This window comes from Sulfitobacter sp. G21635-S1 (assembly GCF_027213915.1).
Taxonomy (GTDB): Bacteria; Pseudomonadota; Alphaproteobacteria; order Rhodobacterales; family Rhodobacteraceae; genus Sulfitobacter.
Genome location: NZ_JAPWGV010000013.1, coordinates 13664 through 40344 on the forward strand (window position 1 = coordinate 13664; position 26681 = coordinate 40344).

Consider the following 26681-nt stretch of genomic DNA (forward strand, 5'->3'; position numbering starts at 1 on the left):
GCCTTGATTGTCCGAAAAATAACCATCCCGGATAAATATCAAGGAGCCACCAACATGGACCGCCGCAACTTTCTGAAAACAACCATTGGCGCATTGGCCGCAAGCCAAATCGCATCGCCGACCTGGGCACAGGGCAAACCCCTGAAACTGGGTTTCCTCATCCCCAAGTCGGGGCCGGCCGGTATCTTTGGCCCGTCCAGCGAAACCACCACGACGATGGCAATCGAGGAAATCAACGCATCGGGCGGCATTCTGGGCCGCCAGGTCGAGGCGCTTTATGGCGATGCGGGCGGCGCGCCTTCGGATACGGTTCAGGCGGCCCAGCGGCTTTGGCGGCGCGATGGGGTCGAAGCCCTGATCGGCCAGCACGACAGCGCCTCGCGCGAGGCGGTTGCCGCGATGCTGCGTGGCCAGCTGACCTATGTCTATACGCCGGTGAACGAAGGCGGCTATTGCCACACGAACACCTATTCGCTTGGCGAGACGCCGGATCAGCAACTGGCGCCGGTCATCCCGTACCTCGCCAAGGAACATGGGCTGAAAAAGTGGTATCTGATCGGCAACGATTATGTCTGGCCGCGCGGCACCAATGCGGCGGCCAAGACCTATATCGCGGAAACCGGCGGCGAGATCGTCGGAGAGGAATACCATCCCTTCACCGTCGACAACTTTGACACTTCGCTGACGCGGATCCGGGAAAGCGGCGCAGATGCGGTGCTTATCACGCTGGTGGGCGGCGCCTCGGTGACCTTCAACCGTGCTTTTGCAAGCTTCGGATTGGACAAGCAGGCGATCCGTCTGGGCACGCTGATCGAAGAGAACACGCTGGCCGGGATCGGCGAGGCGAACAGCAACCGTATGTATTCGACCGCGGGCTACTTCGACGCGCTCGACACGCCGGCGGCGCTGGCGTTCCGCAAGACGTATTACGACCGCTTTGGCGCGGATGCGCCCGTGCTCAATACATTGGGCGAGGGCTGCTACGAAGGCGCCATGGCCCTGCGTGCGATGTTCGAGGCGGCAGGTTCGACGGAGACCGATGCTGTCGCGGCAGCGGCCAATGGCGTCAGCTACACCGGCCCGCGCGGCACGACCACCTTGTCCGAGGGGTTTGCGGCATCGGATATCTATCTGGCCACGGCGAAAGGCGCGGTTTTCGAGATCGTCCAGCGATTTGAAAAAGTCGCACCCGGCAACGCCTGCACCAACGGCTGAATACGATGCAGGAAGCGATCGTCTTCTCGTTGAACGTCAGCTACGGCATCATCAGCCTTGCGCTGCTGGTGCTGGGGCTGGCGATCATTTTCGGGCTGCTTGGCGTGCTGAACATGGCGCATGGTGAGCTTGTCGCCATCGGTGCCTATACCGCCTGGGCGGTTCAGTCCGCCGGCCTGCCCCTGCTGCTTGCCCTGCCCGTCGCGGCAATTGCGGCGGGGGCCATCGGCTGGCTGATGGAGATTTCGATCATCCGTCATCTCTACCGGCGTCCCTTTGATACGCTTCTGGCGACATGGGGCATTTCGATCCTTCTGCGGGAGGCGATCAAGATCTGTTTCGGGCTTGAGTACAAGTCGGTGATCGAGCCTGTCGGGGGCAGCATAACGATCTTGGGCGCGGATTATCCGACCTACCGGATATGGCTCATGGTGGCTGTGGTGCTGGGGTTTGTCGGGCTGTTCCTGTGGTATCGGCGTTCGCATGCGGGCACCCGCGTCAGAGCGATGGTTGCAAATCCGATGCTGGCCTCGGCTGTTGGCATCGAAACGGCGAAACTGGCGCGACGGGCTTTTGTGCTGGGGGCAGCGTCCGCCGGGTTGGCGGGCTGTCTGATGGCACCGCTGATCCGCATCGATCCCTATATGGGCGTGGACTACCTGCTGTCGTCCTTCTTCGTGCTCGTGGTCGGGGGGCTTGGCAGCCTGCAGGGTGTCTTCATCGGCTCCGGCGTCATCGGCGGCGCGGAAACCACCGCCTCGACGATCCTTGGCGGTACGGGCGGCTATGTCACCGTGCTGGTGATCTCCATTCTGTTTCTCTGGCTGAAACCGGGAGGGCTCTATGCGCGCCGCTGATGCTTTCCTGCTTCCTGTCTTTGCCCTTCTGGCGCTGGTGCCGTTCAGCTTCGGCGACTTCACGGCCTATCAACTGAGCCTGTTCATTCTCTATGGCATCGTAGGGCAGGGGATCGCGCTATGCTGGGGCCGGGTCGGCATCCTGCCGCTGGGTCAGGCGATGTTCTTTGGTCTAGGTGCCTATCTGGGCGGCGGTGCGCTGATCTGGGCCGAGGGCAATTGGGCGCTGCTGCTGCCCTGTCTCGTGCTGGCCATCCTGCTGCCCGCGTTGCTTGCCGGGCTGGTGGCGCTGGTCGTCTTCCGCCGTCAAACCGGCAGCGGGCCGTTCTTTTCGCTGATCACGCTGGCCCTGTCGATGCTGACCTATCAGATCGCCCTGACCGCCAGCGAGTTGACCGGGGGCTTCAACGGGCTGACAGGTATCCCGCCGCTGCCGGGCACCGACCCCTGGGGCAACCTCTATTGGGTCATCCTTGGCACGCTTCTGGTCACGACGCTTGGCACCACATGGGTGCTGCGCGCGCCCATCGGCACGCTGTGGAGCGCCGTGGCGCAGAACGAGGCGCGGCTTTCGTTCCTTGGGTACAATGTGGCGGGGTTGAAGGCGCTGGCCTTTGCCGGTTCCGCGGCACTCGCGGCACTGGCCGGGGCGCTTTATGCCAGCCAGCAGGGCATCGTTTCGCCACAGACGCTGGGCTATGTGCTGTCAGGCGAGCTGTTGATCTGGACCGCCGTCGGTGGCCGTCAGACTGTCCTTGGGCCAGTGGTCGGTGCGGTGCTGATCGGGTTCCTGTCCTCCGAGCTGCGCGATGGTTTCGCCCTTTGGGAGGTGCTGCTGGCCGCGATCTTTATCGGTGTTGTGCTCTTGATGCCCCAGGGCTTGGGCGGATTGGCCAGGCCGCTTCTCGATAAACTGTCGCGCAAGCGCAAGGCACCCGCGCGTGACGTGATAATCCCGCTGTCCGATGCGCCGTCGCAACCGGACCTCAGTTTCTCTGATGTTGAGGTGACCATGGGGTCGGTTCACATCCTGCGGGGACTGTCCTTCGATATGAAAGACCCGGGCCTGCATTGTGTGATCGGCCCGAACGGGGCGGGCAAGACATCATCGTTCAACGCCCTGTCCGGCCTGTTGCCGGTGTCCAGGGGGGCGATCCACTGGAACGGGCGGGACGTGACCGGGATGCTGCCGCATCAGGTCGCCCGGCTCGGGATCGCGCGGAAATTGCAGGTTCCGATGATCTTCCACGATCTCAGCGTGGCCGATCATCTGAATATCGCGATCTGGGCGCAGAACCTTTCGGCCCGCGATGCCCTGCGTCCCTCAAGCTTTTGCCGCAGGAACCCCGTCATGGACGAGCTGTTCACCCTGTTTCCGTTCCTGCGCGACGAACAAAAGACCGCCGGAGAGCTTTCGTTGGGTCATCGCCAGATGCTGGAGTTCGCAATGTCGATCATGAACAAGCCGACGCTTGTCCTGCTGGATGAACCCTGTGCAGGCCTCTCCAAGCTGGAGACCACGGACATGACCGGTGCGATTGCCCGGATGCGGGAAAAGTTCGGCATCTCGGCATTGATCGTGGAGCATGATTTCAGCGTCGTCGAGACATTGTCGGATCACATCTATGTCCTGCATCAGGGTGAGCTGCTGGCCGAGGGCACGCTTGATCAGATCCGCGCCAACACCGAGGTGCAGGCCGTCTATGCCGGAGGATCGAAATGAGCGAACCGCTTCTGAAGCTGGACAGGATCAGCGCAGGTTATGGCGACCTGACCGTTCTGCGGGACATTTCCCTGACCGTCGCGGCGGGCGAGGTGCTGTGTATCTCGGGCCGAAACGGGGTCGGCAAGACGACCCTCATGCGTCTGATCTCGGGCGCCCTGCCACCGCAATCGGGGACCATCGCGATGAACGGTCAGGACATCGCGCCGCTGGAACCGCACGCCCGCCAGCACATCGGGCTGAGCTATGCGCCACAGGATTCGGTGACCTTTGCGCCGCTGACCCTGCGCGAAAACCTGACCCTGCACCACAAGGACCACAGTCTTGACCGATACCAGAGTCTCTTCCGCCGCTTTCCCCGGATCGAAGAACGCCTTGGTCAGGTTGCCGGGACTCTGTCGGGCGGTGAGCGCAAGATCCTCGCCTTCTGCCGGGTGATGGCCGAGGGCGGAAGCCTGCTGTGCCTCGACGAGCCGACCGAAGGGGTGCAGCCGGAAAACATCGCCCATATGGCCGAAGAAATTCGGGCAGCCGCAGAGGCGGGGCGCGGCCTTGTTGTCGTGGAGCAGAACCTTTCCCTGATCGAGCAGGCCGCGGACCGGGTCATTGTGATCGACCACGGCGAAATCGTTCACCAGACGCGCAACGGCCCGGACATGCGCGCGGAAATTCTAGAGAAGCTGAAGGTATGAGCATGAACAACGGTGAACAGAGCACGGATGGTCCGATGACCCTGACCCAAACGCGTCAGGTGATTGTAACCGAAGGGCTGTCCGGTCTGATGCAACGGCTTGAAGCCCGCGCGCTCGCCCCGGGCCATAATGCGGTCATCGCCTGTGATTTCTCCGATGCCGGTTCGACCGGACCGTTGGCGGGCATTCCGATTGGCGTGAAGGACAACATCGATGTGGCGGGGTTTGCTACGACCGGCGGCTCGCCTGCACTGAAGGAGTATCGCCCCGGCTCGGATGCCCCCGCCGTGACCGCCTTGCGAGAGGCAGGGGCGATTGTGGCCTGCAAGCTGAACATGCACGAACTGGCTTTCGGCATCACCAGTGACAACGGGTGCTTTGGCCGCGTCTTCAACCGCTTTGACAGCAACAGGACAGCCGGAGGCTCGTCCGGCGGGTCCGGTGCGGCAGTGGCCCGGGGTATCGTGCCCGCAGCACTTGGGACGGATACGGGCGGGTCGGTTCGGATACCCGCCAGTTTCTGCGGCGTTGCCGGGTTCCGCCCCTCGACGGGTCGCTATCCCGGTGGCGGCGTTCTGCCCTTGTCGCAGACGCGGGACACGGTCGGCGTTCTTGCCGCAACCGTTGCGGACATATGCGAAGTTGACGCCGTGTTGTCCGGATCGCAGGTGCCGCTTCCGGATTTGCCCGACCGTCCGCTGCGGCTCGGGCTGCCTGCTGATGCGGTGCCCGGTTTCTGCGCACCGGTCGAGGAGGCCTTCCGCGCGGCGCTGTTTGATCTCGCGGCGGGGGCGATCATCGATTTGATCGACTTGCCCGAACTGGGGCTGGGTGCGATGGAGGCCGAACTTGGCTTTCCCGTTGCCCTGACCGAGGCGGCAGAAACCTGGCGCAGGCTTTGCCCGGATAAACTGGGGTGCGAACTGGCCGAGTTTGTTCCGCGCCTGGGTGACCCGGCTGTGCGCGAAGCCTTCCATTCGATGCTGCAAGACGACGATGACCTACTTCGGCGTTACGAAGCCTTCCGCCACAAGGGACGATCCGACCTGCAACGTCGCGTGCAGGCGTGTTACGACCGGTTCGACATTGATGCCATGGTGATGCCGACAGCGGTGGTCCAGCCGCCACGCTGGGAAGAAGCCGAGATGATGCAGGTAAAAGGCATCGAACGTCCCACGTTTTTTACGGTGGTCCATAACACCACGCTTGCAACGCTTATCGGGGTGCCGTCCCTGTCACTTCCTGCGGGCGTCGACCGGGACGGCCTGCCGGTCGGACTGATGATTGAAGGGCCTGCCGGTGCGGATCTTTCCGTTCTGGCATGGGGCACCGCGATTGAGGAGAAGCTGCGTGAAACACGCGCCGTGCCGGCATAGGTCCTGCATGTTTGCGAATCAGGCGGGCATTTCTTGATTCTCTTGCATTGCAGCCGGAGAGCGCGCTAGACTCTGCCGATGGCAATCCAGAGGACTGCAGATGAACGACTCTTCATGTGTTCTGACCTCCGCCGAACTGGACACTTTCGCCGGAGCGATTTTTGATCTCGGCCAGAGCAATACGGACCGGTCTCCGCGCGAGATCGTTGCCCGTGCTTTGTTCGATCTGACTCATGCGGAACGCTTGGCATCCTACCGTTGGGATGCAAAAACCGGGAAGTATCACAAACCCCTGCTGATTAACCTCAACCCGCAGCACAGCCAGCATTACATCGACGTGTTACAGCACGACGACCCGATCACGCCGATGATGCGGAACCAGAGGACTGCAACGCGTATTCAGGACGTGGTGCCTTTGCAGGATTTCGAACGGTTGGCCTTTTACAACGAATTTCTGCGCCCCGATGAGATGTACCACGGGGTCAACGTGTTTCTGCGGACGGGAAGCGATGTGCTTTGCGATTTTCGCTTGTTTCGCGGCCCGAAGAGCCCAGCCTTCAGCCGTCGCGACTTGCTGATGATCGACTCGATGAGCCGCTATCTCGTCAAGACCATGGAACTGGAACAGTCGAACGAGGGTGCCCTCGATATCCTGACCGCGCGCGAACGCGAGCTTGCGAAACTGGTTGCACGCGGATGTACGGACGCGGATATCCAACGCATTCTCGGCATCAGCTTTTCAACGGTGCGGACGCATATGGCGCGCTGTTTTGAAAAGCTGGGTTGCGCCAACCGCAGTGAGCTGGCTGCGTTCATCTCGCACCGCCACAGGCACTGACGGGCACGTTCCGCAGGAAATCAATGCCCGGTCGACAGAACACCTGATGTTGTGTCGGAGACCAATTGCCTGATCTCGCGGCGCAGGGTGCGGGTAAGTGGTGTGTTGCGGGTGTATGGCGACATCGCCAGCAGCAGGTCGCGGTTGAGCGTGGGGTCGACCAGACGTGAACAGCTGACCATGCCTTGTTCGAGTTCGGATTGAATCAGGCTGACCGGCATCAGGGCATAGCCGTAACCTTGCAGAACGAGGTTGCGGATTGCCGCAATCGAGTCCACCTGGCACCGGATATTGACCTTCAGGTTGCGCTGGCTGGCAATGTGTTCGACCCGCTTGCGCAATGCATGGGCGGCAGAGGACAGGATCAAAGGTTTGCCCACGGCCTCATCGAAGGGGATCGTTTCCGGAGCCGGGATGCCATCGTTTGCCCACACGAGATAAATCTGGTCGGACAGGATGAATTCGGAGAACAGGCTGTTGTTAACGCTGGGCATGTAGAGCGCGGCAAGATCGAGGTCACCCCGAAGCAACCATTCGTAAAGATGACCGCTGAGGCCTTCGACGAGGCTGAGCCGGACCAGCGGATAGGAATCCAGGAAGCGCTTGAGCAGCGGGGTGGTCAGCGTCGACCCCAGGCTGGCGGGAAGGCCACAGGTGATCTCGCCCGCGACCGACTTGCTGAGTTCGGACATGTCGGCGCGGGCGACCTCGATCCGTTCGGTGATGTCGCGTGCATGGTCCAGAAGTTGCCGCCCGGCCGGCGTCAGCACGATGCCGCGCCCGTGCCTGAGAAAAAGCTGCGCGCCCACTTCCGTTTCAAGGAGCTTGATCTGTTTGCTGATGGCGGATTGCCCGAGGCCCATAGCCCGCGCAGCATTGGTGAAGCCCCCCATGTCGGCGACCAGCAGAAAGTACTTCAGCTGCTTGATGTCCATCGTGTCAGTTCCGCGGAACCGGCATGGAAGTGTCTGGGGGTTGCATCAGACCTGGCACGCGCGATCAACGAAAACAGGTTCAGCCGCCGGGGTTCCCTGCGCATGGTGATGGTGATGGTGGTGATGATCGTGATGTACATGATCCTGTCGGGGCAGAGTCAGGCAAAGTTCGATGGGATCGCCATGAGGTGTGGCGAGGTACGACCGGCGCCAGTGCTCTGCCATTTCCGCGACCTGCGCATTCCCGATGTCCGACTTTTCGGAAATCAGTGACTGCAAGGTATCCATCCAGATATTGAAATAATCGTCCAGCGTCTGGTTCTGCGGTCCCGCCGCCAGATTGGTGGAGAAGCGTTCACCCCATTCGCTCCAGCTAAAGAGGTTGTGACGGCTGGCGTCGACGGTCAGGGCGAAGAGAGACGCCTGTGCAGGATCGTTGAATGTCTGGGTATCGAGTGCTGTGGAATACACGGCTTCATCACCGGCTTCAGCTTTCATGGGCCACGCGCTCCGATATGTAGGGTTCGTAGATTTCGATCTGAACGGATGTGTTTTCCTCGCAGCCGCTGCCCCAGATCTCGTCACCGGTGAAACGGACGGAATAGACATGCTGGTTTTCCGGACGGTCCGAGGCATAGGCGTCGGCAAAGCGAAAGATGCCTTTGTAGTCTTCTATCCTGCCTACGCGACCGCGCAGGAAGTGTGGCAGGCGGGTATGTGTCGGGACACTGTCGCGGCGCATTCGGACACTTTCGCCAACGTTGTAGATCGGGGCAGGAAGCGGGGGCGGTTCCGGGATCCGCAAGCTGCGGAAACCATCCCATAACTTGTCGCCTGGAATCCGGCGCGCCCCGGGTATCTCTGACTGATCCGATTCAGCGGTGATGCCTGCTTCGCGGTACAGCCGTTCGACCATGCCCAGCCAGCGCTCCCAATAGGGAGTATTCAGGTAATCGGATGGGTCCACGTTTTCCATGTAGTAACGGGTCTTGTCGATGTTGTAGACGCCCTGCATGACCGACAGCATGTTGATGGCGAAAATTCGTCTCTGCGCATCATTGGCGAAGGTGGTTTCATTGGTCGTGTCGACGCGCCCGAAGCCGTGAAAGCCGCCCATATCATGTATGCCGTCCATCAGGTTGCCCCCACTTCGCCGGGGGTCAGCGGGCGCCCGGTCCCGATCATGGAATTGCGCGTCACCAGCTTTTCAAGGTCAGTTTCCGCCATCCCTTCGGTGCCTTCGGGCCGCATGGGAAGCACGAGATAGCGCAGTTCGGCATTGGAATCCCAGACCCGGACCTCGGTGCTTGTGGGCACGGTCAAACCGAACTCGGCCAACACCTTGCGCGGCTCGCGGACCACGCGTGACCGATAGGCGTAGGATTTGTACCAGCCCGGCGACATGCCGAGCAGCCGGAAGGGGTAGCACGAGCAGAGCGTGCAGACGATGACGTTGTGCACATCCGGCGTGTTCTCCAGCACGATGACATTGGCACCGGTGATGTCGACCAGCTCTTCGGTCACCTCCTGGGCGTTCTCCAGCAGGCGGCGTTTGTAATCGGGGTCCGCCCAGGCACGGGCAACGATCTTTGCGCCGGTCCGCGGGCCGATCCGGGCCTCGGCAATGTCGATCAGCTCGTCCAGCGCGGCGGGATCAACAAGCCCCCTTTCAGAAAGCAGGGTCTCCAATGCGCGGACACGCAGCGCGAAATCGGATGGGGGATCGGTGTGGTTCTGGTCTGACATGTCTTCTCCGGATTTGGCTTTGGGACAGTCCGGTCTTTCGCGCGTCCCTGCAGGGTCTGCCGAATTCAGCGAGCCGGAGCCAAAAAAATTTGCGCAACCGTTTATCGAGCATAGCGCAAAGCCGGAATCGGCACTCATGCCGAATCCGCATAGCGCGACCGGTGCTGCATCATGGAAAATGACGCCGGTTCTGGCCACGAAGCCCAGTCCAAAAAGTCATCTCTGGTATTCCGCCCAAGCATCACAGCCGGTGCTATCCCGAACAGGACAATACGCAACTTTGACGCTCTGAAGAGGGGAACGACGTGCTGGACCAACAACAGTTCAAGAAGATTGCAAGCCATTGGGCCTCCGGGGTCGCGATCGTGTCTGCTGCGGGCGGAGCGGAAGGGGCCTCTGGCCTGACCATCACAAGCGTGACCTCGCTGTCGCTGGATCCGCCGCAATATCTGATCTGCCTTGACCAGAAGTCCGCAACGCTTGCCGCCATTCGCGAAAGCGGGATGTTCTGCATCAATTACCTCAAGCACACGCAGCAGGCTGTCTCTCAGGTCTTTGCGACGAAAAACCCCGAGAAGCTGGAACAATTGACCGGCCAGACCGCACGCGGCGTGCCTTGCGTCGAAGATGCGCTGGCGATCATCGAATGCGAGGTCGATACCATCCACGCGGGCGGCGACCACGCGATCATCATTGGCAATGTGCTGTCCGCCGAGTCCGAAGGCGGTGACCCGTTGGTCTATTTCCGGGGCGGGTACCGCGAACTTACCCAAGCCATCTGAAGCACTCAAATAACGAGCGGAAACACCCATGTCCAAACGCCAGATCAAACTCGGTCTTTTCCTTTTGCCAACGGGTCAGCATGTCGCCGCATGGCGCCTGCCAGAAACGGTGGCGGATATGCACATGAATGCGGCCCATTACGCCGAGCTTGCGCGGGAACTGGAGGCAGCGAAATTCGATCTTCTTTTCCTTGCGGACGGGGATGGCATTCACGGCGGCTGGCCACTTGAAGCGCTGTCGCACACTGCCAACAGGGTTGTCGCACAGTTCGAGCCGCTGACGTTGCTGTCGGCGCTCAGCCAGCATACCAGCCATGTGGGGCTGGTCGCGACGGCCTCGACGACCTATTACGATCCCTACCGCGTTGCCCGGCTTTTCGGATCGCTCGACGTGCTCAACGGCGGGCGGTCGGGCTGGAACGTCGTGACCACGGCCAATACCGATTCAAGCGAGAACTTCGGCTACACCGAAACGCCGAGCGCGGAAGAACGCTATGACCGCGCCGAGGAATTCGTCGAGGTGGTCAAGGGCCTGTGGCGGTCCTGGGACGAGGGTGCGTTCCTGCGCAACAAGGCCACGGGAGAGTTCTTTGACCCTTCCAAGCTGCACAGGCTTGACCATCACGGCAAACATTTCACGGTCAAGGGACCGCTCAACGTGCCGCGTTCGCCGCAAGGGCATCCGGTAATCGTGCAGGCGGGATCGTCGGGGCCAGGCAAGGCACTGGCCGCCCGCACCGCCGAGATCGTCTTTACCGCCCAGCCCGACAAGAAAAAGGCGCAGGATTTCTATAGCGAGATCAAGACGCTGGCCGAAACCCACGGGCGCAGCCCGGACGATCTGAAGATCATGCCCGGCATGGGGGTCACCGTGGCTGAAACCGAGGAAGAAGCCAAGGCCAAGGTGGCGGAGCTGGAGGCGCTGATCGACCCGGTGGTGGGGCTGACGCATCTGTCCAGCTTCCTGGGCTACGATGTGACCGGCTATCCGGTGGATGGCCCCCTGCCGGAAATCCCGGAAGCCAGCGCCAAGATCATCCAGAGCCGCCAGAAACTGTTCATCGACATGGCCCGCGAGGAGAATCTGACCCTTCGGGAGACATACATCCGCGCGTCGGTGTCCAAGGGCCACCTGAACGTGGTGGGCAGCCCCACGCAGGTTGCCGACCTGATGGAGGAATGGTTTGCCGACAAGGCTGCCGATGGCTTCAACGTCATGCCGTCGGCAATGACGGGCGGGATCGCCAACTTTGCGCGCCTCGTGGTGCCGGAGCTCCAGCGGCGCGGGCTTTTCCGGGAAGAGTACGAGGGCGCGACCCTGCGCGAAAACCTTGGCCTCAAGTGTCCGGAATGACGCGTGACCCATACCACACCGACGGGAGGGTCGACGATGAGTGAGAATATCCATCAAGGCGGGCAGTCCTGGCGTATGGCGCATCTTTTGACACCGCGCAAAGTCATCACCGGCCTCGCTGTGCTTGTGCTTGCCTACCTTTTTGTCTGGCCCTTCGTCATGCTGGTGATCGGCGCTTTCCTGACCTCTCCCTATGGTGGCGGGGAGTGGACGCTGGATGGGTTTCGTACCGTTCTGAACGATCCGCGCGCGTTGCGCAGCACATTGTCTTCCTTCCTGTTCTCCGGCCTCGTCATGGTGATCTCCATCGCCGGAGGGCTCTTCTTTGCCATCATCACCTCGCGGTTCAAACTGCGGTTCGGCTGGCTGGTGCTGCCCGCAATGGTGCTGATTGCCTGCACGCCGCGGCTCTTTTATGCCTTCGCCTGGGGCATGATGGGCAATCCCGGCAGCGGCTTTGCCGCCAATATCCTCAGATACTTCGATATTGCCAATCCCGCCTGGCTGACCGTCTACAGCTGGCCGGGGCTGGTGCTGGTGAGCAGCATGAAGGTTACTGCGGTGGCTTACCTTCTGCTGTCCGGGCCGGTGCGGTTGCTTGACCGCAGTCTTGAAGACGCGGCGGTCATGTGTGGCCAAACCCGCCTGCGCGCGTTTTTCAGCATTTCGCTGCCGCTGCTTGCCCCTTCGTTGCTGGCCATCGGCATGTTGCTTTTCGTCGAAGGCATACAGGTATTCGATTTTCCTGCGGTTCTGGGCAGTCCGGCAGGCATTACAACCCTCTCGACCCTGATCAACGACTTCATCAACACCGATGTCACGCCGAAGTGGGGGGCGGCCAATGCCCTTTCGCTCGTCGTGGTTGTTGTGATCGCCCTGTTGATCCTGTTGCAGTCCCGGCTGCTGGGCGGGCGCGATTTCGCAACCGTGGGCGGCAAGGCGCGGGGGGCCGACACAGCCGAGATCGGCAAACTTGCGGTGCTCTTCGATGTGATCATCGTTGGGTTCTTCGCAGTGGCCTTCGTGTTGCCCTTCCTGCAGATCCTGATCGGTTCGTTGCAACCGTACTTCGGTCTCTACACCAAGCTGACGACCGCAAACTACGTTGCGGTGATCGAGGACCGTGACACGCTTGATGCGCTGGTCAGCTCGCTTTTGATTTCGGTCGGCGGCGGGTTCCTTGTTGTGACGCTTTCCTTCGTGATGATCTACGTGATGCAGCGGTCCAAGTCCCGACCGACCGTCGCATTGTTGAAGATACTGTCGTGGCTGCCCGCCACCGCCCCCGGTATCGTCCTGAGTATTGCCTTCGTCTGGGCCTATCTTTCCACGCCACTGGTCCGCAGCCTCTACGGCACGCCATTCCTGATGCTGATCGCGCTTGTCATCGCGCATGTGCCGATTGCGGCCCGCGCCTGCGAGGGGATCATCGTGCAGGTCAGCACCAGCCTGGACGAGGCGGCGCGGGTCTCGGGTGCGGGGCCCTGGCGCGCGGCTGCCGAGATCACCGCGCGCCTGTGTACGCCCAGCCTGCTGGGGGCGTGGTTGCTGATCAGCCTTGCGATTTCGGGTGCGCTGGACGTGGTGATGATGCTTCAGACCACCAACACCCAGATGGTAGCAACGCTGTCCTACAGCATGTTCAACAACGGCGACGTGGCTGAAGCGGCAGCGCTCTACGTGCTGTTCATCGGCCTGCTCATTGCCTTCATGGCGGCCTTGATCGGGCTGATGATGTTGCTGCGCACCGCGGCGTCAGGATTTCACTGGTCCGGCAAAGCGGCCCGACCCCTTGCAATGGAAAAGACGGATGTTTGACATGGACACAAGAACCGCAACCGGGCTGTCGTTCTCCGGTATCGAAAAGTCCTATGGGACACAGACCGTTCTGCACGACATCAGCTTTCGGATCGAACCGGGCACCTTCCTGTGCCTGCTGGGTCCCAGCGGCTGCGGCAAGACCACCTTGCTGCGCAGCATCGCAGGGCTGGAGGAACCGGACCGCGGCACGATCACGATCGGGGATGTCACGGTTTTCGATGCAGGCGCGCGCAAGATGGTGCCGGCCAACCGCCGGGGGCTTGGCATGGTGTTCCAGCACTACGCGCTCTGGCCGCATATGTCGGTGCGGGAAAACATCGCCTATCCGTTGCGCCAGCGCGGCATCCGTGCCGGGGACCGGGGCGGCGACGTCGAGCGGCTGGCGCGGCTGGTCGGTCTGGAGCCCTACCTGGAGCGTCGGCCAAATCAGCTTTCCGGTGGTCAACAGCAGCGGGTCGCACTGGCCCGCGCGCTTGCCGGGGATCCGCAACTGCTGCTGCTCGATGAGCCGCTGTCGAACCTTGATGCGGTGCTGCGGCATCAGTTGCGCCGCGAATTGCGCGCCCTTCACGACCGCCTGGGCATGACGTCAATCCTGGTCACCCATGACCAGGAAGAGGCCGCGGCCCTGGCCGATGTGATCGCCGTCATGCAGAACGGCATGATCATGCAATCGGGCAGCCCCGAAGATGTGCTCGACCGGCCCGACAATCGTTATGTGGCTGAATTTGTCGGCTACGAGTGTTTTCTGAAAGGCACCGTTACCGGGCAGAGCGCGGGCAGTGTGAGCGTCACCCTGCCCAATGGCGAGACTGTGGCGGTCGCCACCAATCTGGCCGTGACACAATTGGAACCGGTGCTGATCGCCGCACGGGGTGACCAGCTTGAGATTTTCGATAAGGCGGGTGGTGCCGCCCCCACCAATGCGGTGTCGGGCCGGATCACGGACCGCGCCAAGCTCGGTTCGGTCATGGAATACCAGGCCGAGGTATCCGGAAAGACGCTTTGGATACGCGACAAGGCCGATACTCGCTTTCGGACCAACCAGGACGTCTGGATCAGGATCCCGGAAAACTGCCCGTTGCTTCGGGACAATTGAACCACATCAAAAACAAACAGGAGAGGAAACAAACAATGAAAACCTTGAGCCGCGCAATCGCGCTTACCTTTGCCTTTGGATTGTCGGCATTGCCCGCCGCCGCGCAGGACACCGATGTCTATCTTGACGGATTCTACCAGCAGGCCGTCGATGCGGGTGAATCCGAAGTCATCATCTACAACCCGACGACACGCGGCCTTGAGCCGGTCATCGAGGCATTCGAAGCACGGTTCCCTGAGATCCGCATCAAGGGTGTGGACCTCTTTGGTTCAAAGCTGCTGGCGCGGGTCGATAGTGAATATGCGGCCGGCGGCCCCTTGGGTGACGTCGTCGCCTCGACGCCAGCCGATACACCCGAAGTCGGCAAGGCCGGTCGGCTGATCTCGTTCCGTCCCGAGACCGCCGCCGCGCTGCCAGAAATCTATGTCGGGAATGAGGATCAATGGCTGGACTGGGGCATGACCATCGGCGGCATGTTCTACAACACGTCGAATGTCACTGCAGAGGATGCGCCCAAAAGCTACGCGGATATTCTGGACCCGAAGTGGAAAGGCCGCATCTCGATGACCTCTTTCCGCATCATCAGCGGCACCGGACAGGCCTTTGCAGCGGCCATTCGTGACGGGGTTGTGGACCGCGCGTGGTTCGAAGGGCTGGCGGCCCAGGAGCCTTTCGTCACCGAACGTGCGTCGGCCGCAACCCTTGCCGTGGTCAACGGCCAGTCTGACATCGGACTGGACATTCCCTTCCACTACTATGTGGAAGCCAAGGCCAAGGGTGCGCCGATTGAAATGGTGTTCCCGGCGGAGGGTGGCATTTCCATCCCCCGGAATGTGGGCATCTTCGAAGGGGCCAAGAACATCAATGCAGCCAAGCTGTTCGTGGCCTGGATGTTCACCCTCGAAGCACAGGCAGCAATCGCGCAGTCCGGCCTGCAGGGAACAATGCCTGGTGCCCCGGGCGTCGACGGTACGCCGGAAGGATTGACACTGCATGCCATCGACTGGAAGACGCTTCAGGAAAACTATGGCGGCTACCTGACGATGTTTCAGGAAGTGTTCAGTCAGTAAGGCCGGATCATCCGTCTTGAAAATTGGGGTCATCCGGTCGGCATGACTGGGTGGCCCCATCATCATTCTGCGAGGCTGCGATCCGTCGCGTCACAGCAACAAGAAGGTTCACATATGCCCATAGACGACAGGCAGCTGCGTTACTTCGTCGATGTCGCAACCTTTCGCAGCATCAACAAGGCGGCAGAGCATCGCAATATCGCGCAGCCGGCGCTGAGCCGCCGCATGCGGCAGCTGGAACACGACCTTGGGGTCAAACTGTTCAACAGATCCAACGCGGGCATATCCCTGACCGAAGCGGGCGGGCGTCTGCTGGAACATGCGGCCAAGCTGATCGGGGATTTCGACCGCATCGGCGCGGTCCTGCGAAGCAGCGGAGAGCCCACATCCGGCACCCTGTCGCTGGGCATGCCACCCGGTGTCAGCCTGATGCTGCTCGACCGGATCACCCGCGGGATCTATGGCGGGTCGCAAGGCGTGCTCCTGCAGGTCAGGGAGGGCGGGACGCAGGACCTGCTGGACCGGCTTCTTGAGCGGGAGATCGACATCGCCATCGTCACGGAACGCGATTTCGCAGCACCACTGGACTCTGCGTTTTGCTATGCCGAAACGCTGTTTTTTGTTGCCGGCCCCGGCGCGCCAGAGGCACCTGCCAAGGTTGCCTTGCCCTTCGCGCTGCCGGATCTGGATCAGGATTTCCTTGAGACGGCTTATGATGCTTTGACAAGGCTCGGACGTCCGACGGAAGTCGATATGTTCATGGCCACGATCTCCAGCATCAAGCTTTTGGTCGCCCGGAGGCTGGCATGTACCATCGGGCCCTATTCGGCCCTTATCGGCGAGCTTGACAGGGCAGAATGGAATTTTACCGCCGTACCTGAAATGCCACTCAGGCGATATGTTGTCTGGCGCCGCAACGAGAGCGATTCACCCGTCATCGCGCGCAGTATCCGTGTCATTCAGGATGCCGTCGCGGATGCGGCGCAGCAGGACACCCATGGGTTTCTGACCTTGCCTTCAGACTAGGCCCGGGGCCCTGACAGCTTTCGCGCCACTATGCCGCGATGGTATTATCGGCCCGCTTCCCTCCCGCGATAGGCTCAGCCCGATGAAGGAGGAAACCCATGACAAACATTACCCTGGAGCCCAACGGCAAGCCGCTCGGTCCGAAAGTTCTTGGTCTGGACCTGGGACAAGAGGTGCCGGAGGCTGATTTCGCCGAGGTGCAACGGCTGTATGAAGAATACGGCGTGATCGTCATTCCCGGACAGGACATCTCGCCGCAGGATCTGATCCGTTTCAGCAAGCGGTTCAGCGAGCTGGTGCGCTTTCCGATGGTGCAGTTCAACCTGCCGGAGGAGCCTGATATTCTGGTGGTCTCGAACGTGATCGAGGATGGCAAGCCGATCGGTGTCGGCGATGCGGGCCGGTGCTGGCACACTGATATGTGGTACACGGATAATCCGCCGCGCGGCTCCTTGCTGCATGCGCGCGAAGTTCCGGTCAAGGACGGTCGCGCCCTGGGGGACACGATGTTCGCCAGTACCGCACATGCCTATGACACCCTGCCTGCGGATCTGAAAAAGCTGGTCAACGGGCGGACGGCGACCTTCAGCCACGACTTTCATGCCGAATGGCGCGCTGCCAAAGCCGCGGAGCAGGCGGACGACAAGTCTGCGGCCCGGAAAACACGTAGCGCCACCTCAATTCCCGACATCAAGCATCCTCTGGTGAAGACCCACCCGGTCACGGGCCGCGATTGTCTTTACGTGAGCGAGGGGGCCATCGTGGGTGTCGACGGGATGGAACACGCCGAAGCGATGGCGCTTGTCGATGAACTGCTCGCGCATGTGACGCGCGAGGAGGCGGTGTATCGGCACAATTGGAAGGTGGGGGACCTGGTCATGTGGGACAATTATTCCTGCCTGCATTGCGCGATAGCAGATTTCCAGTCCAGCATGCGGCGGCGCATGTACCGCACCACGATCCGCTAATTGCGCCATCCTGGCGTGGTCGCCGACAAGTCGGCGGACAGGTGGGCTCAGCAATAAGGTCAATATGAAGTAAAGTGGCCAGCGCTGCCGGGGCGGCGCTGGCCAAAGTGTTTACAGCGTTCAGAACGGATAGTGCTGGTTCGGATCTTCGATGGTGATCCAGCGCAGGTCGGTGAATTCCGCAATCGCTGCCTTGCCGCCGAAACGGCCATAGCCGGAGTCGTTGACGCCGCCGAAGGGCATCTGCGGCTCGTCCCCGACTGTGGGTCCGTTGATGTGGCAGATGCCGCTTTTGATCTGCTTGGCCGCAGACAGCGCGCGCTGGATATCCTGGCTGAAGACCGCTGCGGACAGGCCGTATTCGGTGTCATTGGCCACGCGGATCGCTTCGGCGTCGCCCTTGACGCGGATGATCGATTTCACCGGGCCAAAGCTTTCCTCGCCATAGATGCGCATGTCGGACGTCACTCCGTCCAGCAGGGTAGCGGAGTGGATCGCGCCGTCGCGCTGACCGCCTGCCACCAGCTTTGCGCCCTTTGACGTGGCATCGGCGATCAACGCATCCATCTTTTCGCCCGCCTCGGGGTTCACGAGCGAGCCCAGCACGACCTGCCCGCGCGGATCGCCATAGGGCAGCTTGGACGCACGGTCGGCCAGCTTTTGCGCGAAGGTGTCGGCGATCTCTTCATCAACGATGATGCGTTCGGTCGACATGCAAATTTGGCCCTGGTTCATGAAGGCGCCAAAGATTGCGGCATTCACCGCGCCGTCGATGTCGGCGTCGGACAGCACCACCAGCGGTGCCTTGCCGCCCAGTTCCAGCAGCGAGGGCTTGAGGTTTTCACCGGCCAGACGCCCGATGATGCGGCCCACGGCAGAGGAGCCGGTAAAGTTCACATGCTTGACCTGCGGCGCTTCGATCAGCGCCTTGACCACTTCGGCGGCATCGGCGGGCGCGTTGGAGATATAGTTGACGACACCTTCAGGGAAACCAGCCTCGACAAAGCAATCGACGATCATGCGGTGCGTCTTGGGGCAGGCTTCGGAGCCTTTCAGGATCACCGTGTTGCCGCAGGCCAGCGGCATCGCCACGGCGCGGGTGCCAAGTATCACCGGCGCATTCCACGGTGCGATCCCAAGGCAGACGCCCTTGGGTGTCGCGACACCCATGGCCAGCGTGCCGGGCTTGTTCGAGGGGATAACCTCGCCGCCGATCTGGGTGGTCATTGCGGCGGCTTCGCGGATGACGCCCGCCGCCAGCATCACGTTGAAGCCCGCCCAGGGGCCGGTCGCGCCGGTTTCGGCGATCATGGTTGCGATGAAGTCGTCGGACTTGGAGTCCATGATATCCGCCGCCTTGTTCAGCAGCGCGCGGCGCTCGCCGGGGCCGGTGGCTGACCAGGCAGGAAAGGCAGCACCTGCCGCACTGGCGACAGCGGCGGCGTCGGCGGCCTTTGCGGCGGCAGCGGTGGATGCGACATCGCCGGTGACCGGGTCAATCCTGTCGAAAGTACCTTTGTCGGACGCATCCGCGTCCTTGTTGTTGACTACAAATGCTACTGTCATCGTTTTCTCCTCCTGGGATGGTTCAATGTTGGGCACATTGCCCGAGTGTCAGTTCTGGCTCTCGCGCATACGCACGAGTGCGGCGAGCAACCGGTTCATCGGCGCATCGATCCCGTGCCGTGCGGCGGCCTGTTCGACATAGCCGTTGAGCGATTCAATCTCCGTCCGGCGGCCTGCCTCGACGTCCTGCAGCATCGACGGTTTGTGACCCTTGTGTTCGCGCAGGGCAAAGTCGATCTGCTTGGCCACTGCGTCGATATCGCCGGTGACGCGCTCGGCCTTGCCCACGGCCAGCACTTCGGCGGCAATGTCCCGCGACAGCCCTGCGCCGACATGTTCGGCAATCGCGCCGACCGTGCCCGCGCCCAGAACGGCGGTGGCGTTCATTGCACAGTTGAAGGCGGCCTTTTGCCAGACCTGTGCGGCGGCAGCGCTGGTCCAGCTGAGCTGGTCTCCGTTCAGCTTTTCCGCGAGCTGTGCCGCAGGTCCGTCCGGGGTCAGTGCGTCAAACGGCGTGTAGGCCATGCCGTGGCTGGCCACGTGACCCGGGCCGCGCAGGTCGCCCGGCGTCATGGTGCAGCCGAACAGGATCTGATCGTCCGGCACCCGCACCTGCACACGTTCCACGTTGCCAAGCCCGTTTTGCAGCGTCAGCACGCAGGCCCCGCCGTCAATCAAGGACGCGATGCCCTGCAATGCCCCATCCGTATGCATCGTCTTGGTCAACAGGATCACCAGATCGACCTGCGGGGCCTGATCGGGCCGCATCGCGGGGATCGGCAGGTGCTCGGTCCGGTCGTCCCAATCGACGCGCAGCCCGTTTGCTGTGATCGCCTCCAGATGCGCCTCGTTCAGATCCAGCAGAACGACTTCGTGTCCCGCTGTATGAAGCTCTGCCCCGATCACCGATCCAAGGGCACCCGCGCCGAGTATTGCGATTTTCATCCTGTTCTCCATTCAACTAAACTAGCTGCCGAGTATCTGCGGCAGCCAAAGCACCAGCCCCGGGAAGGCCAGCAGCACGACCACGCGCAGGATCTCGGCGCCAAAGAAGGGCAGCACGCCTTTGAAGGTCTCGGACATGGGTGTGTTCTTGGCCAGGGCCGAGATGACAAAGACGTTCATGCCCACGGGAGGCGTGATCAGGCCGAGTTCCACGACGATCAGGGCGAGGATGCCGAACCAGATTTTCAGGTCCTCGGTGCTCATGCCAAAGCCAGATCCGTCGGCCCCCATGTAGATGCCGCCGTTCAACTCGACCAGAACCGGCCAGAAGAAGGGGATGACGAGCAGGATCATCGACAGGCTGTCCATGAGGCAGCCCAGCAGGATCAGCGCGACCAGCAACAGGACCATGACCATCATCGGTTCCATGCCGGACTGGATGATCCATTCGGCAGTCGCTTGGGGTAGTCCGATGCGGGACATGAAGATCTTCATCAGCTCCGCGCCCAGCAGGATCAGGTAGATCATGCCGGTGGTCGAGGCGGTTTCCCGAAGCGCGCCGATCATGTCGGGCAGGCGGATTTCGCGGGTGATCGCGCCATAGAGCCAGACCAGCGCCACCCCTATGGCGGCGGCGGGTGTCGGGTTGTACAGCCCGGCATAGATACCCCCCAGCACGACGCCGAAGATGCCCAGCACCGGGATCATGCCCACGGTCGCGGCGCGGAACTCTGCCCCGCCGACGCCGCCGTGGGCGGGGCCGGCCTCGGGCTTGATCCAGACGTAGATCGCGATGGTCAGGATGAACAGAACCACCGCCAGCAGGCCGGGCAGCAGGGCGGCGGCGAACATGGTGACGATGTTCGCCTCGACAATGATCGCGTAGATGATCAGCACCACTGAGGGCGGGATCAGGATGCCCAGCACCCCGCCTGCCGCCAATGTCCCGGTGGCAAGCGCGCCGGAATAGCGGTATTTCTCAAGTTCGGGCAGCGCAACGCGGCCCATGGTCGAGGCGGTCGCCAGCGAGGATCCGCAGACCGCGCCAAAGCCCGCGCATCCAGCGATGGCCGCCATCGCAGTGCCGCCGCGCATCCAGCCAAGCCATGCGTTGGCCCCCCGGAACAGCGCCTGGCTGAGCCCCGCCTTGGACGCGAGCGCACCCATCAGGACGAACATGGGCACAACCGACAGGTCGTAGACAGAGAACTGACCGTAGGCCAGCGTCTTGAGCTGGTTGAACACCGGCGCGATGCCGTTCACCAGCGCGATGCCCACGCCACCCACGAGGATCATCGCGTAAGCGATGGGAATGCGGATGGCGATCAGCGCAACAAGGACGACAAGCGCCGCGATGCCCAGTGTCAGGGGATCAGTCATGCAGGCCTCCGTTCGACAGATGCCGGACGTCCTGCACCAGCGTGGTCAGCGCGGCGACCGCGAGCAGGGCGAGGGACGCGAGGATGGGGACATAGGCCAGCCAGACCGGGATTTGCAGGATCGATGTCTCGTAGTCATAGGTCTTCTGGTCGAGCATGCCATCGTACATCCGCCACAGCATCAGCAGCGCAAACAGCAGCGCGATCAGCGACCCGAGCAGGCTCAGAATGGCCAGCAAGCGCGGCCCGGCCCGTTGGGTAAAGATGTCGGCGGTCACGTTCGAGCGTGTCAGCTGGCAATAGGGCAAAAAGGAGAAGGCTGCGATGGCAACGCCCATTTCGGTCATCTCGAAATCGCCCGGCACCGGCCAGCCGACCAGCGTGCCCAGCACCGAAGCGACGTTCATCAAGACCACCGCCAGCAACAGCGCGCCGCCCAGCAGCGCCCAGGCGGTCACCGCAGTTGCAACCGCCCCGTTGCCTTCGGGGCGGTCCGGATTTTGCATCACCTCGGCCAAGGTCAGTTCGCCGTGTTCTTGGCGACCAGCGCGCGCGCCTTTTCGACCAGCGCGGCGCCGTCGATGCCCTTGCCAGAGACCTCTTCGACCCAGCGGGCCACGACAGGCTGCATGGCGTCAAGGAAGGGCTGCGTGGCCTCTTCGGACAGGATACGGTGCGTGTTGCCCGCATCCGTGGCGACCTTGATGCCGAAGTCGTCGGAGGCGCGCCAGATGTCGCCCACCTGACCCCACCAGTCGCGATCCGATGCGTCGCGGAAGGCCTGCTGGATGTCTTCCGGCAGATCGTCCCAGCGGGCCTGGTTCATCGAGACCTGGAAGGTCGTATTGCCAAACCGCTCGCGTTCGTTGAGCTCGATCTGGTACTTGGTCTGGTCCTGGATCTTGAGCGGTGGAATGATCTCCCAGGGGATCAGTGCGCCATCGACCACGCCCTTTTGCAACGCGGGCGGCAGTTCAGGCACCGGCATCGCGACCGGTGTGGCACCAAGCGCCTCGATCACCCAGCCGCCTGTCCGTGTCGGGATGCGCAGCTTGGCCCCCTTGAGGTCCTCCAGGCTGGTCACGTCCAGATCACCGGTATGCAGGGCCTGACCGGCGTGCACATGCAGGAACATCACTTCGACGCCCTTGTAGTCTTCGGCAAGGTCGTCCTCGAACATGTCATAAAGCGCGAGGTTCGCGGCCCGGGGATCGTTCTTGTAGACGATCGGCAGTTCCATCACTTCGGTGCGGGGGAAAAGGCCCGGCGTATAGCCGTTCACGGTCCAGACCAGATCGACGATGCCATCGCGCACCTGCTGGATCAGCTCCGGCGGGCGGCCGCCAAGGGTCATGGACGGGAAAATCTCGATCTTGACGCGTCCGCCTGAATTCTCTTCGACCGCCTTGGCCCATGGCTCCAGCATCTTGGTTTGTGCCGGGGCCTGCTGGCCAAGGAAATGGTGCAGACGGAAGGTGAAGTCCTGCGCCATGGCGGCGGTGGACAAGGCGAATGTTGATACGGCGGCTGTCAGCGCGCCAATGAAAATACGACGGTTCATGGTTTTCTCCCCAAATTAAGTGGCTCTCCTTGCCCGGCAGGGGGCAACTCCTCGGCAAAGCCGACTGGACGATGACCGGGATATCGCATAATGTCCAAATGATAGTTTGGATATTCGGTATTCAGAAAAATGATAAACTCACGACATATTAATCTGAACCTGCTGGAGCTGCTGCTTCAGCTGCACGACACACAATCGGTCTCGGCGGCAGGGTCGAACATGGGGCTCAGCCAGCCTGCGACGTCGAACGCGCTGGCGCGGTTGCGGCAGATGCTGGAGGACCCGTTGTTCGTTCGTGGTGGGCGGGGGATGGAGCCGACCCCCTTTACCGAACGCATCGTGCCGGAAATTCGCGAGCACCTCTCGGGCATCGCCTCTGTCCTGAATGACGCGACGACATTCGATCCGGCCAACAGCAGACGCACGTTCCGGCTGTCCCTTTCCGGTCTTGGTGAACAGGTCTTTCTTGGCCCCCTGGCGCAGCGGGTTTTCGAACTGGCACCGCAGGTGCGTCTGGAGAACGTCTCCTCTCCGTTCCAGAACCTGTACCGAACGCTTGCGGCCCGTGAATCGGAACTGGCCATCGGCCTGCTTGAGTTGCAGGAACCCCAATTGCGCCAGTGCCACCTGTTCGATGAGGATTACCGCGTGATCGGCCCGCCCGGCCTGTCACCACAGCGCACTGCGGCCGTGGACCTGAGCCGCGAGCGGCTTGTGATGGCCGTGCCAAGCCTTACCTATGCCGACGACGTCGAAAAGGTGCTGAGCGAACTGGGCATGGCGGAGAATGTCTGCATGCGTATCCGCAATTTTGGCGCGTTGCCGGAATTGCTGGTCACGCTGGGTGCCTTCGCAATCGTTCCCGCATATCTTGGCCGTAGAATGAGCGCGGCGGGGCAGGCGACCCTTCTGGACATGATACTGCCACGGGGCAGGCAGAAGGTGCAGCTGGTCTGGCACATGAACACGATGCAGGATCCCGGCTGCATCTGGTTGCGCAAGCAAATTACGGACCTGTTCCAAAATCCGGATATCGGCGAAGGTGCCCTGAAAACCAAACCCCGCCGCAGCGCAGAATCCCTGCGCATCAGACCGGAGCAGACATAATGGCCACACCGCTGAACGGATCCTTGATCAAGGCGTTCGAAATTCTGGATCTGTTGTCCGAGCAGCAGCCACAGGTCACCTCCGCCGAGGTGGCAAGCGCGCTTGAGATGAGCCACAGCACGGCGCACCGGTTTCTCAATACGCTGGAAGAGGTGGGTGCGCTGGTACAGATAAGGCGCGGCGTTTACGGATTGGGTCACCACATCGCGCAATTGGGTCGCGTCGCTGAACGCACCAATCCGCTGGCCCGGCTGGTGCAGCCGGTGATCGCCCGGATCTGCGGCATGCTGAACGAATCCGTCATGGTCGGTGCATTGTCGCGCGACGGGGTCGTGTGCATTGCCACGGCCATTGCCCCGCGTCCGATCTCTGTCAACATTCAGGTGGGTCGCCTGCTTGAGCTGCACCAATCGGCGCAGGGCAAGGTGTGGCTGGCGCATATGGATGTGGTTGAGCGCGAGGCGCGACTGAGTGAACTGGCAGCGACCGAAAAGCTGACGGAGCAGAATTTGCAGGTCCTGCGCGGTGACATCGCAGGGGCTTTGGAAAACGGCTTTGCCTGCAATCGAGGCGAAAGCGAGCCCGACATCGGTGCGGTCGCGGTGCCGGTCTTTGACGCGGATGGTGCCCTGCGGCTTACCCTGTCTGCCTTCGGCATGGCGAGCCGTTTTTCAGGCCATCACGAATCCTGGATCGCGGCAAGTCTGACGGATGCGGCGCGGGACGTTGCAGAGGCGATTCCGGGCCGCTGAAAAGTCGCGGTTGACAAAGCTTCCTGAACTGCCGAATATTTATGAGATTTTAATCTCACTATATGAGATGGAATGGCGAGGAGCAGATGACGGAATCGAAACGAATGACTGCCGGAGCAGCGCTGCTGTCGCGGTTCAGCGCGCTTGGTGTCGACTGTGTATTTGCCAATTCCGGGACAGATTTTCCGCCGGTGATCGAGGGGTTATCCGAAGCGGAGGCAGAGGGCATGTCCCTCCCGCGCACGGTTACCGTACCATTCGAAAGCGCCGCCATCGGGATGGCGCATGGCTATACCCTGGCCACGGGCAAGCCGCAGGCGGTCATGGTCCACACCAACGTGGGTCTTGCCAATGTGGCGATGGGCGCGATCAACGCCGCCTGTGACAACATTCCGATGCTCGTGTTTTCCGGTCGTACGCCAACCCTGGAAAAGGGGCGTCTGGGCGCGCGGTCAGTGCCGATCGGCTGGGGGCAGGAAATGCTCGACCAGGCCAGTCTGGTGCGCGAGGCGACCAAATGGGATTACGAGCTGCGCTTCCCGGAACAGGTCTTTGACGTCACCGACCGTGCCCATGGCATCGCGACATCCACACCCAAGGGGCCGGTTTATGTCAGTCTGCCCCGCGAAGTGCTGTGTGAGACCGTGCCCGCCGAAGGCGCGCTGCGCCGTCCACAGATGCGCGCGCCGGCCGTCGGTGTCGATGCCGCCACTGTGGAAGAAATCGCCCGGTTGATTGCCGGGGCAAAGAATCCGGTGATCTTCGCGCAACACGGCGCAGGCAGCGCCGAGGCGTTTGATGCGTTGGCGCGGCTGGCGGAGCAATGGAGCATCCCGGTCTGCCAGTACTGGGCGGTTGAACTGGCGATGTCGATGACGCATCCGATGGCCACCGGCCCCGATCCGCGCCCCTGGCTGGAGAACGCAGATGTCGTCCTGTGCCTGGATGCGCTGGCGCCCTGGTCCCCGGCCGAGGTCGAGCCGCAGGAGGATGCGACCGTGATCCAGATCGGTCCTCGGCCGCTGCAGGACCGTTCCGGTGTGCGTAATTTCCGCTGCGACATCGGCATCAGCAGCGAGGTGGCACCGGCCATCCTGGCGCTGGAAGCCGCATTGAGCAGGCTAGAGGGCTCAGATGCCGCGGAAAAGCGCGGCAAGGACATCGCCCAAAGGAATGCCGCCGACCGTGCGGCACGTTTCGATGCGGCCCTGGCGGGTGAAACTGCGGCTTCCCTTACCAAGCGCTGGGTCAGTCATGAATTGTCTCTTCACTTGCGCGAACGTGACGCCGCCGTCTTCTCCGAACTTGGTTGTCAGCTGCCTTCGATGAAGCTGGAACGCCACCAAAGCTGGTTCGACGGCCCCCATGCAGGCGGGCTTGGCTGGGGGTTCCCGGCGGCCATGGGCTTTGCCCTTGCCCGACCTGACAAGACGGTGGTGGCCTCCATGGGTGACGGGTCCTACATGTTTGCCAACCCGGTCGCCTGCCACCAGATCGCCGAAGCGCTGGGGATCTCGATGCTGGTCATCGTGCTGAACAACAGCGAATGGGGTGCCGTGCGCCAATCGGTGCTGGACATCTACCCCGACGGCCACGCATCCCGCGCCAATGCCATGCCGCTGACTGATCTCTCGCCCAGCCCGAATTTCGTGAAGGTGGCCGAAGCCTCCCGCGCCTTCGCGCGTCATGCGCGCGATGTCGCTGGTTTCCGAGAGGCTCTTTCAGACGCGCTTGCCCATATTGACGCCAAAAAAGGGCTTGCCTTGATCGAGGTTGCGGTCGGGAAGTCCTGAGGTCCCATGCCATGCGTTGACAGGCCGTGTCGGCGGGTGATGCACGGCGACCTGCGGCCTTGATCCCGCGCGAGAA

General features: G+C 61.9%; 25 protein-coding genes. 16 read left to right on the top strand and 9 right to left on the bottom strand.

The annotated features are described in order from the left end of the window. Window positions 1-54: 54 nt before the first annotated feature. The 6 genes from O4H53_RS13680 (at window position 55) to O4H53_RS13705 (ending at window position 6701) form a co-directional block, all read left to right on the top strand. Window positions 55-1215, top strand: a complete 1161-nt coding sequence (locus O4H53_RS13680; RefSeq protein ID WP_269364504.1) for a substrate-binding domain-containing protein — start codon at window positions 55-57, stop codon at window positions 1213-1215. A gap of 5 nt (window positions 1216-1220) precedes the next feature. After that, window positions 1221-2072, top strand: a complete 852-nt coding sequence (locus O4H53_RS13685; protein ID WP_269364505.1) for a branched-chain amino acid ABC transporter permease — start codon at window positions 1221-1223, stop codon at window positions 2070-2072. Next, a complete protein-coding gene (locus O4H53_RS13690; protein WP_269364506.1) occupies window positions 2059-3795 on the top strand; it encodes a branched-chain amino acid ABC transporter ATP-binding protein/permease in 1737 nt (578 codons plus the stop codon). Before O4H53_RS13685 ends, O4H53_RS13690 begins: the two co-directional genes overlap by 14 nt. After that, window positions 3792-4487 carry an ATP-binding cassette domain-containing protein gene (locus tag O4H53_RS13695; RefSeq protein WP_269364508.1) on the top strand — a complete coding sequence of 232 codons (696 nt, stop codon included), beginning with the start codon at window positions 3792-3794 and terminating at the stop codon, window positions 4485-4487. The genes O4H53_RS13690 and O4H53_RS13695 overlap by 4 nt, the downstream gene beginning before the upstream one ends. Before the next feature lie 2 nt (window positions 4488-4489). Next, window positions 4490-5863 carry an amidase family protein gene (locus O4H53_RS13700; RefSeq protein WP_269364509.1) on the top strand — a complete coding sequence of 458 codons (1374 nt, stop codon included), beginning with the start codon at window positions 4490-4492 and terminating at the stop codon, window positions 5861-5863. 100 nt (window positions 5864-5963) lie between these two features. Then, complete coding sequence (locus O4H53_RS13705) at window positions 5964-6701, top strand: helix-turn-helix transcriptional regulator (RefSeq protein ID WP_269364511.1); 738 nt, start codon at window positions 5964-5966, stop codon at window positions 6699-6701. A gap of 20 nt (window positions 6702-6721) precedes the next feature. Here the strand turns inward: O4H53_RS13705 and O4H53_RS13710 are convergent, their stop codons facing one another. Genes O4H53_RS13710 through nthA form a run of 4 tightly spaced genes read right to left on the bottom strand, consistent with a single transcriptional unit; the run spans window position 6722 to window position 9382 of the window. Then, a complete protein-coding gene (locus tag O4H53_RS13710) occupies window positions 6722-7636 on the bottom strand; it encodes a LysR family transcriptional regulator (protein ID WP_269364513.1) in 915 nt (304 codons plus the stop codon). Window positions 7637-7681: 45 nt separating this feature from the next. Next, window positions 7682-8134 (bottom strand): nitrile hydratase accessory protein, encoded by a 453-nt coding sequence (locus tag O4H53_RS13715; protein WP_269364515.1) that lies wholly within the window; start codon window positions 8132-8134, stop codon window positions 7682-7684. Next, a complete protein-coding gene (nthB, locus tag O4H53_RS13720; protein ID WP_269364517.1) occupies window positions 8124-8771 on the bottom strand; it encodes a nitrile hydratase subunit beta in 648 nt (215 codons plus the stop codon). Before nthB ends, O4H53_RS13715 begins: the two co-directional genes overlap by 11 nt. Further along, a complete protein-coding gene (gene nthA, locus O4H53_RS13725) occupies window positions 8771-9382 on the bottom strand; it encodes a nitrile hydratase subunit alpha (RefSeq protein ID WP_269364519.1) in 612 nt (203 codons plus the stop codon). Before nthA ends, nthB begins: the two co-directional genes overlap by 1 nt. A gap of 305 nt (window positions 9383-9687) precedes the next feature. Here nthA and O4H53_RS13730 point away from each other — a divergent pair, with 305 nt between their 5' ends. The 7 genes from O4H53_RS13730 to O4H53_RS13760 all read left to right on the top strand — a co-directional run bounded on the left by O4H53_RS13730 (window position 9688) and on the right by O4H53_RS13760 (window position 17502). Then, on the top strand, window positions 9688-10164 hold the full coding sequence (locus tag O4H53_RS13730) for a flavin reductase family protein (protein ID WP_269364521.1): 477 nt from the start codon (window positions 9688-9690) through the stop codon (window positions 10162-10164). 28 nt (window positions 10165-10192) lie between these two features. Continuing rightward, a complete protein-coding gene (locus O4H53_RS13735) occupies window positions 10193-11518 on the top strand; it encodes an LLM class flavin-dependent oxidoreductase (protein WP_269364523.1) in 1326 nt (441 codons plus the stop codon). Between the two features lie 36 nt (window positions 11519-11554). Further along, entirely contained in the window at window positions 11555-13336 is a 1782-nt protein-coding gene (locus O4H53_RS13740; protein WP_269364525.1) for an ABC transporter permease, read from the top strand. 1 nt (window position 13337) lies between these two features. Continuing rightward, entirely contained in the window at window positions 13338-14438 is a 1101-nt protein-coding gene (locus O4H53_RS13745) for an ABC transporter ATP-binding protein (RefSeq protein ID WP_269364527.1), read from the top strand. Window positions 14439-14473: 35 nt separating this feature from the next. Beyond that, the gene (locus O4H53_RS13750) at window positions 14474-15508 is read left to right on the top strand and encodes an ABC transporter substrate-binding protein (protein ID WP_269364529.1); all 1035 of its coding nucleotides are present in this window, start codon (window positions 14474-14476) and stop codon (window positions 15506-15508) included. Window positions 15509-15622: 114 nt separating this feature from the next. Next, window positions 15623-16534: a LysR family transcriptional regulator gene (locus O4H53_RS13755; RefSeq protein ID WP_269364530.1), complete on the top strand. Its 912-nt coding sequence runs from the start codon at window positions 15623-15625 to the stop codon at window positions 16532-16534. A gap of 98 nt (window positions 16535-16632) precedes the next feature. After that, window positions 16633-17502: a TauD/TfdA dioxygenase family protein gene (locus O4H53_RS13760; protein WP_269364532.1), complete on the top strand. Its 870-nt coding sequence runs from the start codon at window positions 16633-16635 to the stop codon at window positions 17500-17502. A gap of 120 nt (window positions 17503-17622) precedes the next feature. Here the strand turns inward: O4H53_RS13760 and O4H53_RS13765 are convergent, their stop codons facing one another. Genes O4H53_RS13765 through O4H53_RS13785 form a run of 5 tightly spaced genes read right to left on the bottom strand, consistent with a single transcriptional unit; the run spans window position 17623 to window position 22953 of the window. Next, the gene (locus O4H53_RS13765) at window positions 17623-19068 is read right to left on the bottom strand and encodes an aldehyde dehydrogenase (RefSeq protein ID WP_269364534.1); all 1446 of its coding nucleotides are present in this window, start codon (window positions 19066-19068) and stop codon (window positions 17623-17625) included. A gap of 48 nt (window positions 19069-19116) precedes the next feature. Continuing rightward, window positions 19117-20013 carry a ketopantoate reductase family protein gene (locus tag O4H53_RS13770; protein WP_269364536.1) on the bottom strand — a complete coding sequence of 299 codons (897 nt, stop codon included), beginning with the start codon at window positions 20011-20013 and terminating at the stop codon, window positions 19117-19119. Between the two features lie 21 nt (window positions 20014-20034). Next, complete coding sequence (locus tag O4H53_RS13775; RefSeq protein WP_269364538.1) at window positions 20035-21393, bottom strand: TRAP transporter large permease; 1359 nt, start codon at window positions 21391-21393, stop codon at window positions 20035-20037. Next, entirely contained in the window at window positions 21386-21898 is a 513-nt protein-coding gene (locus O4H53_RS13780) for a TRAP transporter small permease (RefSeq protein ID WP_269364540.1), read from the bottom strand. The genes O4H53_RS13775 and O4H53_RS13780 overlap by 8 nt, the downstream gene beginning before the upstream one ends. 14 nt (window positions 21899-21912) lie before the next feature. Beyond that, window positions 21913-22953: a TRAP transporter substrate-binding protein gene (locus O4H53_RS13785; RefSeq protein ID WP_269364542.1), complete on the bottom strand. Its 1041-nt coding sequence runs from the start codon at window positions 22951-22953 to the stop codon at window positions 21913-21915. Window positions 22954-23082: 129 nt separating this feature from the next. Here O4H53_RS13785 and O4H53_RS13790 point away from each other — a divergent pair, with 129 nt between their 5' ends. The 3 genes from O4H53_RS13790 to O4H53_RS13800 all read left to right on the top strand — a co-directional run bounded on the left by O4H53_RS13790 (window position 23083) and on the right by O4H53_RS13800 (window position 26605). Next, window positions 23083-24060, top strand: coding sequence for a LysR family transcriptional regulator (locus O4H53_RS13790; RefSeq protein ID WP_269364544.1), 978 nt, complete (start codon window positions 23083-23085; stop codon window positions 24058-24060). Continuing rightward, entirely contained in the window at window positions 24060-24812 is a 753-nt protein-coding gene (locus O4H53_RS13795) for an IclR family transcriptional regulator (RefSeq protein WP_269364546.1), read from the top strand. The genes O4H53_RS13790 and O4H53_RS13795 overlap by 1 nt, the downstream gene beginning before the upstream one ends. 86 nt (window positions 24813-24898) lie before the next feature. Beyond that, complete coding sequence (locus O4H53_RS13800; protein WP_269364548.1) at window positions 24899-26605, top strand: thiamine pyrophosphate-requiring protein; 1707 nt, start codon at window positions 24899-24901, stop codon at window positions 26603-26605. Window positions 26606-26681 lie beyond the last annotated feature (76 nt).